Origin of the sequence: Accumulibacter sp., from assembly GCF_023806625.1 — a bacterium.
In the GTDB taxonomy this organism is placed as follows: domain Bacteria; phylum Pseudomonadota; class Gammaproteobacteria; order Burkholderiales; family Rhodocyclaceae; genus Accumulibacter.
In genome coordinates this window covers 1-16,794 of record NZ_JAMTDX010000033.1, presented here as the reverse complement: position 1 = coordinate 16,794, position 16,794 = coordinate 1, and the positions used below count along the sequence as shown (strand labels likewise).

At 65.4% G+C, this 16,794-nt stretch carries 12 protein-coding genes; 5 read left to right on the top strand and 7 right to left on the bottom strand.

The annotated features are described in order from the left end of the window. From NFW05_RS06475 to NFW05_RS06460, 4 genes are read left to right on the top strand one after another with little or no spacing between them, the layout of a single operon-like run. The gene (locus NFW05_RS06475) at positions 1-4,350 is read left to right on the top strand and encodes an N-6 DNA methylase (RefSeq protein ID WP_295303913.1); all 4,350 of its coding nucleotides are present in this window, start codon (positions 1-3) and stop codon (positions 4,348-4,350) included. Between the two features lie 12 nt (positions 4,351-4,362). Continuing rightward, positions 4,363-5,775: an HD domain-containing protein gene (locus tag NFW05_RS06470; RefSeq protein WP_295303910.1), complete on the top strand. Its 1,413-nt coding sequence runs from the start codon at positions 4,363-4,365 to the stop codon at positions 5,773-5,775. Between the two features lie 3 nt (positions 5,776-5,778). After that, positions 5,779-6,294, top strand: a complete 516-nt coding sequence (locus NFW05_RS06465) for a hypothetical protein (RefSeq protein WP_295303908.1) — start codon at positions 5,779-5,781, stop codon at positions 6,292-6,294. Continuing rightward, positions 6,291-7,046: an HNH endonuclease gene (locus NFW05_RS06460; protein ID WP_295303906.1), complete on the top strand. Its 756-nt coding sequence runs from the start codon at positions 6,291-6,293 to the stop codon at positions 7,044-7,046. Before NFW05_RS06465 ends, NFW05_RS06460 begins: the two co-directional genes overlap by 4 nt. A 192-nt stretch (positions 7,047-7,238) precedes the next feature. Here the strand turns inward: NFW05_RS06460 and NFW05_RS06455 are convergent, their stop codons facing one another. The 4 genes from NFW05_RS06455 to zorA all read right to left on the bottom strand — a co-directional run bounded on the left by NFW05_RS06455 (position 7,239) and on the right by zorA (position 14,368). Continuing rightward, positions 7,239-10,229, bottom strand: a complete 2,991-nt coding sequence (locus NFW05_RS06455; RefSeq protein ID WP_295303904.1) for a DEAD/DEAH box helicase — start codon at positions 10,227-10,229, stop codon at positions 7,239-7,241. A 3-nt stretch (positions 10,230-10,232) separates the two neighbouring features. After that, positions 10,233-11,609, bottom strand: a complete 1,377-nt coding sequence (locus NFW05_RS06450) for an EH signature domain-containing protein (RefSeq protein WP_295303902.1) — start codon at positions 11,607-11,609, stop codon at positions 10,233-10,235. Further along, positions 11,606-12,343 (bottom strand): OmpA family protein, encoded by a 738-nt coding sequence (locus NFW05_RS06445; protein WP_295303900.1) that lies wholly within the window; start codon positions 12,341-12,343, stop codon positions 11,606-11,608. The genes NFW05_RS06450 and NFW05_RS06445 overlap by 4 nt, the downstream gene beginning before the upstream one ends. Positions 12,344-12,427: 84 nt before the next feature. Continuing rightward, a complete protein-coding gene (zorA, locus tag NFW05_RS06440) occupies positions 12,428-14,368 on the bottom strand; it encodes an anti-phage ZorAB system protein ZorA (RefSeq protein ID WP_295303898.1) in 1,941 nt (646 codons plus the stop codon). 376 nt (positions 14,369-14,744) lie between these two features. Between zorA and NFW05_RS06435 the strand changes: the two genes are divergently transcribed. After that, a complete protein-coding gene (locus NFW05_RS06435) occupies positions 14,745-15,194 on the top strand; it encodes a hypothetical protein (protein WP_295303896.1) in 450 nt (149 codons plus the stop codon). 157 nt (positions 15,195-15,351) lie between these two features. Here the strand turns inward: NFW05_RS06435 and NFW05_RS06425 are convergent, their stop codons facing one another. From NFW05_RS06425 to NFW05_RS06415, 3 genes are all read right to left on the bottom strand, one after another. Continuing rightward, entirely contained in the window at positions 15,352-15,591 is a 240-nt protein-coding gene (locus NFW05_RS06425) for a hypothetical protein (protein WP_295303892.1), read from the bottom strand. After that, positions 15,591-16,265: a structural protein P5 gene (locus NFW05_RS06420; protein ID WP_295303890.1), complete on the bottom strand. Its 675-nt coding sequence runs from the start codon at positions 16,263-16,265 to the stop codon at positions 15,591-15,593. The genes NFW05_RS06425 and NFW05_RS06420 overlap by 1 nt, the downstream gene beginning before the upstream one ends. Before the next feature lie 69 nt (positions 16,266-16,334). Continuing rightward, entirely contained in the window at positions 16,335-16,637 is a 303-nt protein-coding gene (locus NFW05_RS06415; RefSeq protein ID WP_295303887.1) for a hypothetical protein, read from the bottom strand. Positions 16,638-16,794 lie beyond the last annotated feature (157 nt).

The window sequence follows — 16,794 nt, the reverse complement described above, 5'->3', positions numbered from 1 at the left end:
ATGCCGCGCGCCAGCCGCCTGCACCCAACCCGTCGCACGCGCCACCTCACCTTCCCGGCGATCGAGGTGGTGGGCGGCCTGCTCACCCCCGACATCGTCGCCCGCATCGCGGAGCCGCCCGGCGACGCCGCCACCCGCCGCGCCTACGGCATCCCCGAGGGGCTGGAGCTGCGCGACGAGATCGCCCGCGCCTTCCGCATGGCCGAGGCGCAGTGGAGCCGCTTCGACGAAGGCCACGCCGCCAACCCGGCGCTCTCGCGCACGTTCGTGCCTGCGTTCCTGCGGAGCGTCTTCGGCTTCGACGATCTGGTGCCTGTGCCGCCGCAGCACCTCGGCGAGCGCGTCTTCCCGATCGGTCATGCCGCGGGCGGCGGCCGGGTGCCGGTGGTCGTCGCGCCCGCCGTCGATCCGGGCCGCCAGCGCACGGGCCTCGATGTGCTGCACGAGGCCTTCGCCGACGGCGGCCGCCGCCGCTCGGCGACGCAGCTCTTGCAGGAGTACCTGAACGCCCAGGACACCTGCCTGTGGGGCATCGCCACCGACGGCCGCACGCTCCGGCTGATGCGCGACAACCTGAGCCTGACCCGCCCCGCCTACATCGAGGTCGACCTCGCCAAGATCGTCCGCGACGGCCTCTATCCCGACTTCTCGGCACTGTGGCTTCTGTTCCACCGCAGCCGCTTCGGCACCACGCCTGCATCCCCGTCCGACTGCCCGCTGGAACGCTGGCGGGAGCAGGGCAGGCAGGAGGGTATCACCGCCCGCGACAATCTGCGCGCCGGCGTCGAGGCGGCGCTGAAGCTGCTGGGTCAGGGCGCCATCGCGCATCGGGACAACGCCGCCCTGCGCGAGGCGCTGGCATCCGGCCGATTGCGGCCGCAGGGCTTCTACGAGGAGCTGCTGGGCGCCGTCTATCGCCTGATCTTCCTGTTCGCGGCGGAGGACCGGGACCTCTTGCATCCGCCGGAGACGCCCGCGGCGGCCCGGCGCGCCTATGCCGCCGGCTACGGCGTCGGCCGTCTGCGCGAGCGTGCCGTCCACCGCACCGCCTGGAACCGACGCCACGACGCCTGGGACGGGCTGCGCGCCGTCTTCCGTGCGCTCATCCGCGGCGCGCCGGCCATCGGCCTGCCGGGCCTGGGCGGCCTGTTCGACCCCGGCCGCACGCCCAAGCTGGATGCCGCGCGCATCGGTAACCGGCCGCTGATGGAGGCGATCTTTCGCCTCGCCTGGATCCGCCCGCGGGGCCAGTCGCTCGCCCGCGTCAACTGGCGCGACATGGAGACCGAGGAACTGGGCTCCGTCTACGAGGGGCTCTTGGAGCTGATCCCCGAGGTCAACGTCGAGGCCCGCACCTTCGGCTTCCGCGCCACCGCCGGCGCCGCCGGCTCCGAGCGCAAGAGCACCGGCAGCTACTACACCCCGGACACGCTCGTCCGCCTGGTCCTCGACCAGACGCTCGACCCGCTGCTCGACCGGGCCGAGGCGGCGCCCGATCCGGTCGAGGCGATCCTGAACCTGACCGTGCTCGACCCCGCCTGCGGCTCCGGGCATTTCCTGCTCGGCGCCGCGCGCCGCATGGCCGGCCGCATCGTCGCACTGCAAAGCTCGGGCGCCCCCGGCCGCGAAGCGTTCCAGCACGCCCTCAGGCAGGTGGTCTCGCGCTGCATCTACGGCGTTGACCGCAACCCGTTGGCCGTCGAGTTGTGCAAGGTGGCGCTTTGGATCGAGGCGCTGGAACCAGGCCGGCCGCTGAGCTTCCTCGACCACCGCATCGTCTGCGGCGACAGCCTGATCGGCATGCTAGACATGGCGTCCTTGCGGGGCGGCGTGCCCGACGCCGCCTACGAGGCGCTCACCGGCGACGACCGGGACGCCGCGAAGCTGTACCGAAAATGGAACAAGGAGCAGCGCGACGGCAAGGCCGCCACCGGGCTGCTGCCGGCGCTCCGCCCGCCCGAGGATCTGATCGACGAAGCCCGCGCCGCCGCTGCCCTGCCCGAGGACTCGGTGGAAGCGGTCGCCGCCAAGGCCCGGGCACTCCAGCTGCTCGCCACCGGCGAGGGCTGGCGACGGCGGAAGCAGGCCTGCGACTTGTTCGTCGCCGCGTTCTTCGCAACCAAGCCGCCGCTGCCCGAGGCGCCGACGGAGAAGGAACGCCAGCGCTTGGCGCTCGCGCGGCCCGCCGTGCCGCTCACCGGCCATGTCTGGGCGGCGGCGCGCGGCGAGCAGGTCTGGGGCCCGCTGATTGCCGAGGCCGACCGCCTCGCCCACGGCCTGCGCTGCCTGCACTGGCCGCTGACCTTCCCCGCGGAGATGGCGCGCGGCGGCTTCGATGCCGTCATCGGCAACCCGCCGTGGGAGCGCATCAAGCTGCAGGAGCAAGAGTTCTTCGCCGGCCGCGCGCCCGCGATCACCGCCGCGCGCAACGCCGCGGAACGCGGGCGAATGATCGCGGCATTGGCCGAGGCGCCCGAGAGCAGCGCCGATCGCAATTTGTTCGACGCGTTCGAGGCGGCCAGGAAGGAGGCGGAAGCGGCAAGCGTCTTTGCCCACTGTAGCGTCCGGTTCCCACTGACCGGCGCCGGCGACGTCAACACCTACGCCCTGTTCGCCGAGGCATTCGCAGCGCTCACAGGACCGAATGGACACGCGGGAACAATCTTGCCAACGGGGATTGTCACCGATAGCTCGACGGCGGCGTTCTTTTCACAGATTCTATTACAAAGGAGATTATTAGCCGTAATTTCATTCGATAATGAAGCATTTATATTTCCTGACGTACATCATGCTTTCAAGTTTTGTGTTTTTGTGACATGCAGAGCTCGTGTCGATATTGCTTTTCTGAGCTTTCTTATTAGGCGTTTCCCGCAGCTTGAGGACAAGCAACGCCACATAACGCTTTCGCCGGAACAGATCGCCGGCATCAATCCCAACACCAAGACCGCGCCGATCTTCCGCACGCGCGCCGACGCGGCGCTGACCGCCAAGATCTACGACCGCGTGCCGGTGCTGATCCAGGAGCGGCCGGAAGAGGAGGGCGGCGACGTCAACCCGTGGGGCGTCGTCTTTCAGACCCTGTTCCACATGTCCAACGACAGCGGCATGTTCCGCGGCGCCGACCAGCTTTCCGGGGGCGGCTGGCAGCGGGATGGGACGGACTGGATGCGGGACGGCGGGGCGGCGCGCTACGTGCCGCTCTTTGAGGCCAAGATGATCCACCATTACGATCACCGCTGGGCCACCTACGGCGACGGCGCCACCGTCGACGAGGAGGGCGCGCGCGACGTCACGGCCGCCGAGAAGGCCGATCCAGGCTACGAGCCGACGCCGCGCTACTGGGTGCCGGAAGGAGAGGTGCACCTGCGCGCCGCCCGCGTCTCCTCAGGATTAAAAAGCGCCGTCCGCGCCGCAGATCCTGTGAAGGCGCTGAAGGCGTTGGCCGACCACGTCGGCGCCGCCTGGCCCGCCGTCCACGGTAGCCCGGCCCGCGAAGCCGACCTTCTCGCCACCCTCGGCCGCAACCAGCCCTGGCTGGACGCGCTCGGCGCGGCTCCCGACCGCTGGCTGCGGAAGCCCACGACGGCAAAGGGCTGGCTGGACCTGCAGCGCAAGACGCCTCTTGACGCCGACGACCTGATGGCCCTGAGCGACGCCGAACCCGACGCGCTCGCCCAGGCCGCCTGCCTCATCGACCGCAAGCAACCCCGCTGGCTGATGGGCTGGCGCGATATCACCAATGCCACCAACGAACGCACGGTTGTCGGCGGCGCTTTTCCGTTCGCGGGCGTGGGCAACAATCTCCCGATATGGATGCCACTCCCTGCCGGCGATCTTCGCCTCCCTGCCGCGCTCAGCGGCACGTTGTCCTCCCTTTCGCTGGACTTCGTCGCGCGTCATAAAGTTGGCGGAACCCACCTTAATTTCTTCATCGCCGAGCAGTTACCGGTGCTGCCACCCCAGGTATTCGCAAAAACCGATCTTGATTTCATCACCCCCCGCGTCCTCGAACTCACCTACACCAGCCACGCCATGCGGCCGTGGGCGGAGGACTTGGGCCACACCGGCCCACCTTTTCCCTGGGACGAGGAGCGCCGCACCCGGCTCCGTGCCGAGCTGGACGGTTTCTTCGCCCGCAAGTACGGCCTCTCGCGCGACGAGCTGCGCTACGTCCTCGACCCCGCCGACGTCCACGGCCCCGATTTCCCGTCCGAGACCTTCCGCGGCCTGCGCGACAAGGAGATCGCCCGCCACGGCGAATACCGCACCCGCCGCCTCGTCCTCCAAGCCTACGACGCCTTGGAGGGGGTGACGAAAAGCTCCGCGCGTGCCCGAGATCCCCGGACTTGATACAATGCGGCAATGCCGCCAGCGAAAACCCAGCGCATCCGCGACCCGATCCACGACCTGATTGTCTTCGACGAGAAGGACGAGATCGACCAGCTCGCCTGGCGGCTGATCAACACCCCGGAATTCCAGCGTTTGCGCCGCATTCGTCAGCTCGGCGTCTCCGAGTTCGTCTTCCCTGGCGCCACCCACACGCGCTTCGCCCATTCGATCGGCGTCTATCACAACGCCCGCCGCCTGGTCCGCCTGATCAACGAGCACCTCCTCGATTCGCCGAAAACCGACGCCAATCCCAAAAAATCGCCATCCGAGGATCGATCAATCGTGATCAGGCTGGCCGCGCTGCTGCACGATGTCGGCCACGGCCCGTTCAGCCACGCCTTCGAGGGCGCGCGGCTGGCACTGGCCAAGGCGCGAGGACAGGAGAAAATCAAGAAGCACGAATATTTCAGCGGGCAACTGATCCGGAACGAGACCTCCTGCGTCTGCAAAGTCCTATCGGACTTTGATCCGAGCGGTACGCTGTCAGACGAAATCGCCAAGGTGATCGAGGCGGACGACCCGACCGATATCTATCATGCCGTGGTGTCGAGCTCATTCGACGCCGACCGCCTCGACTACCTCCAGCGCGACCGCACCATGACCGGCACGCGCGCCGGCTCCGTCGATCTCGAATGGCTGATGCGCAACCTGATCGTCGAGCACATTCCCCTCGGCCAGGAAGAGGACGACCCGAAGCCGACGCTGGCGCCGACGTTCGCCTTCGCGGAAAAGGCCCGCGGCGCCGCCGAGGACTTTCTGCTCGCGCGCTACCGTCTGTTCACCAACGTCTACCTTCACAAGACCACCCGCGGCTTCGAAAAGGTCGTCGCGGCACTGATCGAATGGCTAGGCACGCCAGGCAACGCGGGCAAGGTCGGGATCGAGGGTGATCATCCGCTGATCCGCTTCCTCACCGCGAAAGGCGATGGCAGCGTCGAGGACTACGCCCGCCTCGACGACATGGTGCTCTGGGGCCTGATCGACCGGCTCGGCCGTTCCGCCGAGGAGTTGCCCCGCGCGCTCGCGCGGTGTCTCCTCGACCGCAACCGCCCGAAATGCCTTGATCTGTCGAGACATTTCGGAACATCATCGCAAATGATTGAGGGCACAGACGGCAAGATCCGGAGTGCCTTTCGAGAACAACTTGGTAGCACGGTCTTCCGCGACGAGGCGTCGATCAACCTTTACAGGGACGTGGAAGGGGTAAGCGCCAAGGAGCACAAGCTCATCCGCGTCCGCACGAAAGACGGCCTGTTGGAAATTTCGCGCTTTGCCGACACGATCATCAACGACCACCTTAAGAAGGACGCCAAATTCGTACGGTACTTTTTCTCTGATCGGGACGATTTCGATCGTGCATATCGGATCATGACGGAGGGAAACTGAAAAATGACCGCTCCGAGCGACCTGCTCCGACAGATCTTCATGGCCGGCGACGGGGAGATCGTCGGCCGGATCCGGCTGCAGAAAATCGCTTATCTGCTGCAACAGAAAGCCGGCAGCCGCGATTTGTTCTTCACCTACCATCACTACGGTCCGTACAGCCGGGAATTGGCCGACGCCCTCGACTGGGCCGTCCTCCGCGAAGACGTCGAAGAGCAAGAGCGCGAAACGGGCTTTGGCTCGACCTACAGCGCCTTTCGATGGAAGAAGGACTTCGGAGAACGGTCTGAGGCGGTCGGTGAGGTGCCCATGTCCGAGGCCAAATTGTCCGTCGCCAAGCTGAAGACGCAGCCGTCGGTGATCCTCGAACTCGCTGCAACGATCCATTGGCTGCGGGTCAAGGAACAGGTCGACGACTGGCGCAAGCAGTTGAAGATCCGCAAGCAACTGAAGGCGACCGACGCGAACATCGCCCGCGCCGAAGCCGTGTTGCGCGACGTGGGGCTCGCCGACACCGCGTGACCGTCCCGCCGCTTACCATCCTGGAGCGCCTGGAAGCAGAGCGGCTGACCGAGGACAATGGCTTCGGCCTGCCGCAGGAGGAGGTCGACGGCTGGCGCACTTTCACCGGCCTCGCCTGCCCGCACCGGCTGTGGATCGCCCGCCTCGACGGGCGCTGGCTGATTGGGCTGGCACACGGCGGCGCGATGGCCGACGTGGCGACTGACACACCGGCGGCGCCCGTTACGCGGCCCGACGGCGGGCCGGCGGTCGCGGTCGACGCCCTCGGACCGATCATCCGCCGCCTATTCCGGCTGGCCCGCAGCTTGCCGACGGCGCCGCTCGACAACTTTGTCGCCGAGACCCGCACCCTGCCGAAGACCACCGAGGCGGAACGCCTCGTGGTGCAGCGCGTCGGCCAGGCAATCTTCCGCACGGCCCTGCTCGACTACTGGGGTGGCGCCTGTCCGCTCACCGGCCTCACCCACCCCCGGCTTCTGCGCGCGAGCCACATGAAGCCCTGGGCCGTTTGCGCGACCGACGCCGAGAGGCTTGACATCCACAACGGCCTCCTCCTCGCCGCCCACCTGGACGCGGCCTTCGATGCCGGCCTAATAAGCTTCACCGACGCCGGCGACATGCTCGTCTCGCCCGCATTGCCGCCGGCCGACCGCACCCGCCTCGCCGTCGATGGTATGCCGCCCCTCGCAGGCCTCAAGCCCGCCCATTTGCCGTACTTGGCCATCCATCGAGCGACGGTGTTTCAGGCGTAGGCCGGCTCGGGGGCCATCGACTTCTGCGGCGTATCTCTGCGTCGCCTCCCAAGCCTCCGGTTCTCTGTCGTAGGAAACCCCTTCAGCCCGTGCAATACAGGCTCGCCTCCGCCTCCCGCCGCCGCACCAGCCCCCTCAGCTTGCGCCCACCGAAATCGTCGAAAACCTGGAGGCGGCGCTGACCCAGTTCCGTCAGGTGGCAACCGCGCTGGGCGTTGACGCGGAGCCCGGATCACGGCCGACCTGAGCGGTTTCGTCGACGGTCTGCTTGAACAACTCCTCGGCATCCCGCAGCGCGTCAAGCGGTGGCGCCAACAACTCCCGGCTCAGCGCCCGCTTGCGATTGAGCAGAGCGTGCAGCTTGCAATCAAAGCTCTGGCTGTCGAACTCCGGATGGCGCGCCTGCGGCAGGTGCACGTGCACCTCGCGCTCCTGGCCGATGCGGTAGACGCGGTCGGTGCATTGGTCCTCGACGGCGGGGTTCCACCAGCGCGAAAGGTGGATGACGTGATTCGCGGCCGTCAGAGTCAACCCGACGCCGCCTGCTCGGGGTGACAGGATCATCACGTCGAAGCCGGTACCGACACTCTGAAAGGCGTTCACCCTTGCCTGCCGGTCCGAGCCTTTGATACCGCCGTTGATGAGCATCGGCAAGCGCGGCAGGTGGTAGCGCCGCTGCAACAAGGTGGCAAGGTACGCTTGCATGGCGAGGTCTTCAAGGAAGATTAGGCACTTCTCCCCCTCTTGATGAACGCGGTCGAGGACCTCGAACATCACGCGAAAGCGTGCGGACTGATCAACGTACTGCGCCTCCTGCGCGTCGCCCGGTTCGAACGGATGAAGAGAAATGCCTCGCAGCCGGTGCAGTACTTCGAGAATGCGGCCCCGCCCGTCATCGGCCCGCGCCGCCGACACCGCATTAGCGTAGGCAGCTGCCTGTTCGCGCGGCATGACATCGGGGCGGACATGCTCATGCTTGACGGGTAAGCCCGGCAGGTGATCCGTTTTCATCCGGCGCAGCATTACCGGTGGCGTCGCGGCGCTCCCTTCGGAGAGCCCTTCGGTCAGTTGCGCCTTCAAGGACGTCAGCTTCTCGCGCTCTGCGTGGTTCTCAAACTCTGCGCTGAAGCTCTTCAGATCTCGAAGCAGGCCGGGGACTACGGTGTCGACGATGCACCACAGGTCGGCCAAACGATTCTCGACCGGCGTTCCGGTCATAGCGATGACAAAATCGCCGTTCAGCGCCTTCGAAGCGTTTGTCATCAGCGTCCCCGGTGTCTTAATGCGTTGGGCTTCGTCAAAGACGATCGCCGCGTATCGAACGGCGCCGAAGCTGTGCTGATAGTCGCGCATCGTCTCATACGTGGTCAGGATCCAATCCGCCGAACGCAGGCGCTCGGCATCGAGCAAAGCGCGTCCGACTTCGAGTTCGTTGCCGCGTCCTTCCGCCCGCAAGCCGCGTAACTCCGGACCGTAGCCCGGCAGCGGTTGCCCCAGACCGGGCTCGGCGAGATGACGGCCGTGTTCCTCCTCCCAAGTCTTCAACAGGCCCGTGGGTGCGACGACGAGGATCGGGCGCAATGGCACAGTGCTGGCCTGCATGCCGTCGCGAAGCCAAGCGAGAAACGCCAAGGCCTGCAGCGTCTTGCCCAAACCCATGTCGTCGGCAAGCAGGACGCCCGGCATTCCCTCGCGCCAGCGCTGCTGCAGCCATCGAATGCCATCCACCTGATGCGGCTTGGGGGCCGTGACCAGAGCCGCTGGCGGGCCGTCGGCCAGCGGGTGCTTTCGGGGTTGCAGTGTACGGCGATAGGTGACGTCCTCGAAATGGGAGGCGATCTGCAGCACCACCCGCTGGCGTTCCTCCTTCGCCCCATCTGCCCCGTCATCCCGGGTATCTGCCTCCCTCTCATTGGGCGGCACACTGGATTGGGCGAGTTCATCGATCGCGGCGAGCGTCCTCTCTTCCGCCGGGACCTGGGTGCCGTGCCATTCGACAGTGGGCTCACTGCGAGAGATTGCCTGCTCGATTGCTTCTTTCAGTTGCGGAAGCTCATCCGGCTGGATTAGCAGATGCTGCTCGCCGATGCGAAGGCCGCGGGTTTCCGGCAGCCAGGGTTCGGTCGGCCGCTTCACCCACGGCAGAACGACGGGCGTCCACAGGCCGACATTCTCGACGCGTGCCGAGTATTCGGCCGTCTCGACGAACAGCGCGTCGATCGCCGCCTCGTCGAGTTGCTCGCTCAGCGCCTGCCGCAGAAACGCCCGCGGATTGCGCGCGAACTGCCGGCGCGTCTCGCGGTCGGCCGCCTGGGCCCGGCGGACGACACTGAGGGCCCGCTGGACGCCCTCGTCCAGAACGACATACCAGCCGGTTCCCAGGGCGTAGCGCGGTTTGCAGTCGGCATTTGCCGGAAACCGCCGTCCGGCGAACACCTGCTGCTGCGCCGGGGGCAGCAGGCTGTCGCTCTCGCTGGGCGCCGCCTCGCCTGCGTCCGGGTCGACGCTCGGTGCATGCGGTCCGTAGAGAAGCGGCGAAAAGGTGAAGCCATCGCCACCGCTCTCCAACGAGAGAGAGAACCGGGCAGCGTGCGCGATCCGCGTGCTCCGCAGATAGCCGTCCACCTGGATCGATCGCTGTGTCTCTTCCGGAAGCAGAGCCTGCATCCGTCCCCAGATACGAAAGCGTTCGTCCAGGTCCTGTGGCGGCGTCGCGTTGACCGCGTCCACCGCCTCGATCACGCCGAACAGCGCCGCCGGCAGCCGGCACGTTTGGCCGCCTGCATCGACGAAGGCGCCTGTCCGGCGCACGTTGGCGACCGGCTGACCCGTGGCCCGTCTCCACGTCGTCCGGAAGCGGAAGTCGGCGCGGTCGAGGGTGCCGTCGTGGCCGAGGTCGAGGACGAACGGGCAGGCGGGTGGAAGCTGCAAGGCACGCGCCCCCCGCTCGTCGAGTTCCGCGACGATCTCATGCGGGACGATGATGCCGGTCGCGTCCTTGATCGCTTGGTCTTCGTCGGCCCAACTCAGCAGTCGGCCTACGCCCGGCAGCAGCAGCGGCTGTGCTTCCGTTGCCCACCTATCGGTCGGGACCGACTGCTCGCCGCCCAGCATCGGCTTGCTTCGCAACTCGAAGCGAGCACCGTCCGGTCGGATGTCGTGGGCAAGGGACTGGCGCGCCATGACTTACCTCGGTCTGAAATTCGCTTCCGGGACGCGTAGCCCGGCGTTACTCGCGAGAAACCCCGCGATCTTGCGTTGCCAACCGAATTGGTCGCTGCTGTGATGCGACACCTCGAAGTCGGGTTCGCGCTCGATCTCCCGGACCCGATAACTCGCGCTATACAAGGGCGGTGCCTCCTTGCGACCGGCAAGCCAGATCCGGCATTTGCCGCTGTGGCTCATTTCGGCGACGGTCAGGTCACCGGCGAGCCGCATCAACAGCACGCAGTGGTTGCTCTGGCGCGGGCTGGCCAGCCGGCCAAATCCGGCGAGTTCGCTCAAGCCCCATGCGCCCATTCTCTCGGCGGTGGGGCCGAACACCACCCAGGCCTCATCGATCAGGCCTTTCTCGTAATAAGCCATCCAGAAAGCACGGCGGTACCGCCAGTGCCCCGCCTCCGCGACCTTGTCGACCACCTGCAGGAACTGCTCGAGGGCGACGCGGGTGAGCCATTTGCGGATCACTCGCAAAGCCTCTTCTTGGACTCCGTGCCAATTGATCGGCTTGATCCGGGGATCTTGCAAAGAGCGCAGCAGGAATTCGGTGATCCGCTCGCGTACGTCGTCGCGTGGCGTCCGAGTCTGCCACGGGAGCAGTAGAGCCTCTGCCATAGCCGTTCTTGCCTGCGGGAAGGCCAGCCGCCCTTCGTGCGTCGCCCAGGCGAAAAGGCGATCGAGAAGTTCAGGTGCACCCGCCTTCCCCGTTTCGAGTGCGTTGCGCACCGTGTTCAGTGCATGCCCAAAGGCGGCTCGTTCCATGCCACAGAAACGTCGCGACCCGGAGATGCCGGCCTGTTCGAAACACTCGGACACCGAGGTCGTCATATTGAGGCAGTGCGCGGCGAGCACGGCGGGGGCACGTTCCGGCTCGAACAGCGCAAACTCGTACTGGCGCTTCTTCCAGTCCCAGTCCCACGCCGAGACCGCGTTCTGCAGCACGCCGCCAATCCTGCGGAAACTCTCCTTCGCTGCATCGAACGCCGTCAGATACGCGAGAACCAGCCGGCGGCAAAGACGGCGGCTTCCGGACTGCAGTCGTGCGAACAGTGCGTCGAGAAAGTCATCGTTCTCGGCGAGCGGTTCGGGCTCGCGCCAAATCCCCCAGACAATTTCGTTCCAGTCTCGCGCAGCGAAGTCATCGAGCACGCCATTGCGCGCACCTTCGCGAAAGCGGGCGATCAGGTGATCGAGGTGTTTGGGATCCGTCGGTTCACCGCCATCGACCAGCCCGGCCGTGGCCCGGACCACGGCCTCGGCGCAACGGGGAACGGCTGGCAGTAGTGAAGGCCTGGGGCTGGCCAGTTGGTCGAGGGCCTGCCGCAGTGTGAGCGCGAGGGTCATTGCCCCCAACCCATCTGCCGCTGCAGCCGCTCCACTTCCTCCTGGCGAGGTGTCGCCATCAGAAAGCGCAGGTCGATCCGGCGGTTGGCAGCGCGGGACGGCTCGTCGATGTTGGGTGCGATCGGCCGGTACTCTGCATAGCCGCTGACGCCGATCAGTTTCTGACCCCGGCGGTCCTCGCCTTCGCCATCGTTCTCCAGGCTGGCGAGTGCCGGGGCGGTACGCAGCAGTTGATGATACACCGCAATGGCCCGAGCTGCCGACAAATCCCAATTGCTGGCGACCCCGGCGGCCGTCCGTGCGGTGAACGGAATGTCGTCGGTATGCCCTTCGATAAACACCGCTTCCAAACGTCCACCCTTGCTCGGCGGGCATGCTGCCGTCGCTTCCTGCAGCACCGCAGCGTTTGCATAGCACGGCAGCGTCGCAGACAGCGCCTTAGCGAGGCTCTCCAGCGCGATCCGGCCGCTCTCCTCGATGTGGAACTCGCCACGCCGGAACAGCAGCCGCTCCGGCAGTCTGAGAACCCCGTTGCGCTCGTCGATGAACACGTCGACGCCCCGATCGAGCAGCGTATTACGAATATCGCGCAGCATCTGCGCCCGTGTTTCCTGAGCTTCGGTGAGACGATCAGTGGTTTTGGCGAGCTCCGTTTCCTGCTTCTTCAAGTTCAGCGCAAACGCCATCAGTATGATGATGAAGATGAACAACATGCCGACCATCATGTCGGTCATTGAGACGAAGTAGCTTTCCTCCTCTCCTATATGCTCGGCGCTGGAAGCTCGCCATTGTGACGTCGTTGCGGACATGAGAATTTGTTACGGCCTCCTGCCCATGTTGCGTTCCGCCGCCGAGGTCTCCGTCATCCGCTTTTCCCGTTCCATCGCGCCGCTACTGCGCGCAGACACGATTTCCTCGAGCACCTCGACCAGCTCGTCGAGCGTTCCACGAAACTGCAGCATCGCCCCGGCGAGCTTCTCGTCGACCTGTTTGACAAACTCAGCGATACGCTGCTGATAAGCGTCTGCACCTTCGGCCAGCCCCTTCACGACTTTGCCAAGTTGTTCGTCCGCATTCTCGAAGCGACGTCTGTACTCTTCCCAAACCGCGTTATTCTTGACGACCGACTGATCGAGCATTGCCGTCAGGTCGGAGAGCCGCCGCTGCGTCTCGGCGAAGGCCCGGCCCGCTTCCTCGACACGGCCGCCCGCCGCTTCGAAGCGCTTCGCCGTGTCGGCAATCGGTGCGGCTGCACCCCGCAGCTGTTCGCCTGCCCGCTCCAGGTGACTGGCGAGGCCCTGTAAACGCCCAATCGACCCATCAAACTGTGCGATTTGAGCGTTGAAGCGTCCGTCAAGCGTTTGTAGCGTTTGCGTGAGCGCTGACAAAGTCTCGCCGATCGGCTGTACCGCTGTGACGAGGACGTCGGACACCCGTCCGACGTCTGCTAAAAGTCGCCCGGCGGCAGTCTCGATGTCCTTTCCCGCGGCCGCGCTCGCACCGCGCAACGCTTCGGCGACGGCCGCCGAGGTCGCCTCAGCGTCGCCGCGAGCCCTCTCGGCGACCTGCTGGACCAGCGTCTCCATGCGTGAGGTGGCGGCGGCCAACCCATCCGCCATCGAGCGTACGGCTTCGCCCAGCCGCGTTTCCAGTGCTTCCGCCGCCTGCTGGATGCGCGTCCCGAAGGCGGCGCCGTTCTCGCCCATGCCTGCGGACGCGAGATCGAGTGTCTCGCGGACGTGGCCGAGAGCCGAAACAACGCTCCGCAACTCGGCACCTGTTGATTGCTTCAAATTTGCCTGGAAGTCGCGGATCATACCGCTCATCGCTTCCTGATTCTGGGCACCGAGATTACCCGATAGCCTCTCGACCGCGGAGACCACCGGCTGCACGGCATTTGTAAGCGAAGCCGCAAGCGTGGCGTTCAACCGCTCATCAAGGGCATTGGCCAACTCGACCGCGAAGTCGGTGTTGAAGCGCTCAAGCTGCAAGCTTTGTCGCTTCAACTCCTCCTGTTGATCGAGTGCGATGGCCTCGGCGGTGACGAAATGGAGACGCGTCTCTAGGGCGCTGTTCAGGCGATCGAACGCCAATTGGAGCCGGCGTGCGAGACTCTTGAAGACAAGCGAAAGAACGATTGAAGCGAGAACACCGGCGATCGACGTCAGGAATTTGAAGGTGGCTGCCTTCAACAGCCCCTCCAGGGCGTGCTGTGCCTCGCTGACGTTGGGGCTGGTTACTCCCTGGGCCGAAAAGTGTAACGCTGAGACGAGACCGATGAAGGTCAGTAGCAGGCCGACACCAACAAAAATGTTTGGAAGCGAAAGGTAGAATGACAGGGGTAGCCCTGCTTCTGTCGCCGCATGCAGATTGAAGTAGTGCTGCGGTCGCGAGGTGTTGCGAATGGGTCCGGGTTCTTCTGGAATGATCAGCGTTTCGGCGAACTCGGTCCAGGCGTGTGCGAGCCGGCGCTTGCCGCTCATCATTGCGCGGAGCGCCTCATATTTATTAAAGAACGCGGTTGAATCGCGCGGAAAGCGTTCGACCTGCCAAGCCGCGCCGCTGACACTCCGGTACCATGGTCGCCAGTTGACCAGCCAGAACCAGATGCCGAGCAATATCGCCATCGCAAGCAGAACCAGCGCCAGTGCGATGGCGACCCGCTCATCCCGAAACAGGTTGAAGAACGGCTCAAGCCCGAGGCGAATCTCCCCAAGGATCGCGCCGAGCTTATCGATGAATTCGTCTGCCATCATCATCCCCCCGAGTTTTATTTAGCCCGCAAACGAGTTTGCGATTTTGCGGCCAGGGTCACTTCAAAACATCGCCCCGTTTGTTGCGGCGGGAGTGGCGGCTCTGAAACATCGCTTAAGGTCGCTTCGTCGCTAGCAGAAGCTGCATCTTGGCAATGATGCGGAAAAGCACGGGATCGTCGCCACAGAATTAAGGTCGGATGACTTCCACGACGGCTGCGACCTTCGTTCGGTAGCCGATAGAGCGGCTGATCGGAGTGGAGGGCCGGTTCGGCAAACATCGTGGATGCGTCTGTCAAAAAAAGAAACGATAGCAAGCAGTTTGCATCACGCACCCGTGTGCGCACAACAGCGCTGAGGGGGCAGCTTTTGGATTGCTCAATTGGCAGCGAATGCATATGGACTGCGTGGGCGGAAAGCCGTCAGACGGATCCCGCGCGCATCCCGCGAGCAAGCTCACCGCGATCGGCAGGATGGCCCCTCTATTGAAACCGATCTGGCTTGGTCGCTGAATGAGCCGGTCGTGCTGTGGCGCGTCCGCTGCTATCGTGAAGCCATGCAGGCAGCCTGGAGCAACATCGAAGCCGTCGCGCGTGACATATGCGAACGGCGACTGTTGTCCGTCGGGACACCTCCGGACGAAATTCCGTCTGCTGTAAATCGCTACTGGCACTGCGTCGCTGCCGAAATCGAGGCGGGCACCATCGATGAAAGTGGCAATACCCTGCGCCCCTTCGACTTGGAGCAGGGCCTCGAAGCCTATCGAGACTGGCGCCGCCGTCATCCAGCATACCGGGTGCCACCGCTTCATAGCGGAGCTAACCGTTACTGACGGCTGCACGCCCGCGCTTGATCCCGCATGACGGCGTAGTCGCTCAGCATCTCGGCGATTGCCGAACTCTCCGGCAGCAGATCGAGTTCCTCCGCCGCGCGCCTGAAACTCCCGGCCGTACGCGACGACAGACGGACAAGCCTCGAGCCCGACAGTCTCAAAACCGGCCGTCGCGCAGCCGCTCAGCGAGATCGTCGCGATCGCGAGGACGGCGAGTAGCGGCTTGCAGCTGATCACGTTGCACCTCGACGGTTCGCCGCATGGCCTCGACGCGCTCGGCATTGCGGTCGGCCTGCCGGGCGCCGAAAAGCACCGCGGCAACTCTCGCCGCGGCGACAACCCACCCCAGGAGCGCCAGGACATTCCGAAGCAGCCAGCCCTGCAGGACCGTCCACATCAGCGCAGTCCCTTGCGCCGGTCATCGATGCGGGCCCACAGCATTACGCCGATGCCGATCAGAGTGATGGCGAGCAGCGCCCACTTGGCCGCATCGAGGTAGGGAACGAGGCCGACGATCGCGTCCTGCGTTTGGCCGACCGTTTCCTGGACGGCGCCGATCGCTCCTGCAGCGATGGTGCCGGCGGCAGCCACCTTCCCGCCCTTGACCGTCCGCGTCTGCTGCAGCGAGCGCTCGGGCGGCATCACCCCGGCGCGCACCAAGGCGGCGTCGATTTGCGCCTCGGTGTACGGTTGCCGGCCGTTCTCGACCCGGATCATCGCCGTCCGAATCGGCTTGAGGCACTTGTGGTCATGCAGATCGAGCGGCTCGTCGATGCCGATGCCGCTCGCCCGGGCCACGAACCGGGCATAGGCCTCGGTATCGTTTTCGCTGGGCGGCGCCCACACCTGCACCAGCTTGCGGATCGTATCGAGGTGACGCCGGTCGTAGTGCGCGATCAGCAGCACCGCCGCCGCCCGCAGGCCCATGATCGGATCTTCGAACTGCTCGAAGGCGCCGTCCGAGTTCAGCCGCGGCGGCACCCGTCCCTGCCAGCGGTTGTCGGGAACGAGGCGGATGTTGAGCGGGTTGTTGTTGGGGATGCCCCGCGGCAGCATCGTCTGAGCAGTCATGGTCACCTCCATTGGAAATGAAAAAGCCGCCCGAAGGCGGCCGCAGAAAGGCGCGATGGTGCTGTGGTGTCAGTGCAGGCCGACCGGATTGACGAGCAGGTAGCCGATGATCGAGAGCAGCAGCGCGATCAAGGCGCCGGTGATGGTGACGCCGGTGTTCATCACCCGCTTGAAGATTTCATAAATCACATCTTCCTTGGCGACGTGGCTGGTCAGCGCGTCGCGGATCAGCTGGATGTCGTCCTTGACCGTGGCGAGTTCGCTCTTCTGGTCGTTGACCATGGTGCGGATGCCGTTATTCAGGATCGCTTTGATCTCGGAGACGTCGGTCTGCAGCGCGTGAATGGCCGCGGTGTGGTCTTCAGGGGTCATAACCGTGCCTCCCTGTCTTCGCTGTCGGTGAGGGGAATGGGAAATCGCGGCCGGCGGCGGACGCGGGGTGGGCGGGACTACCGCTCTTCGGGAGGCTTCACATGCCGGAACATCAGGAGGAGTGTCAGGTCATAGGCCGCCTTGAGCGCGCCGCCGA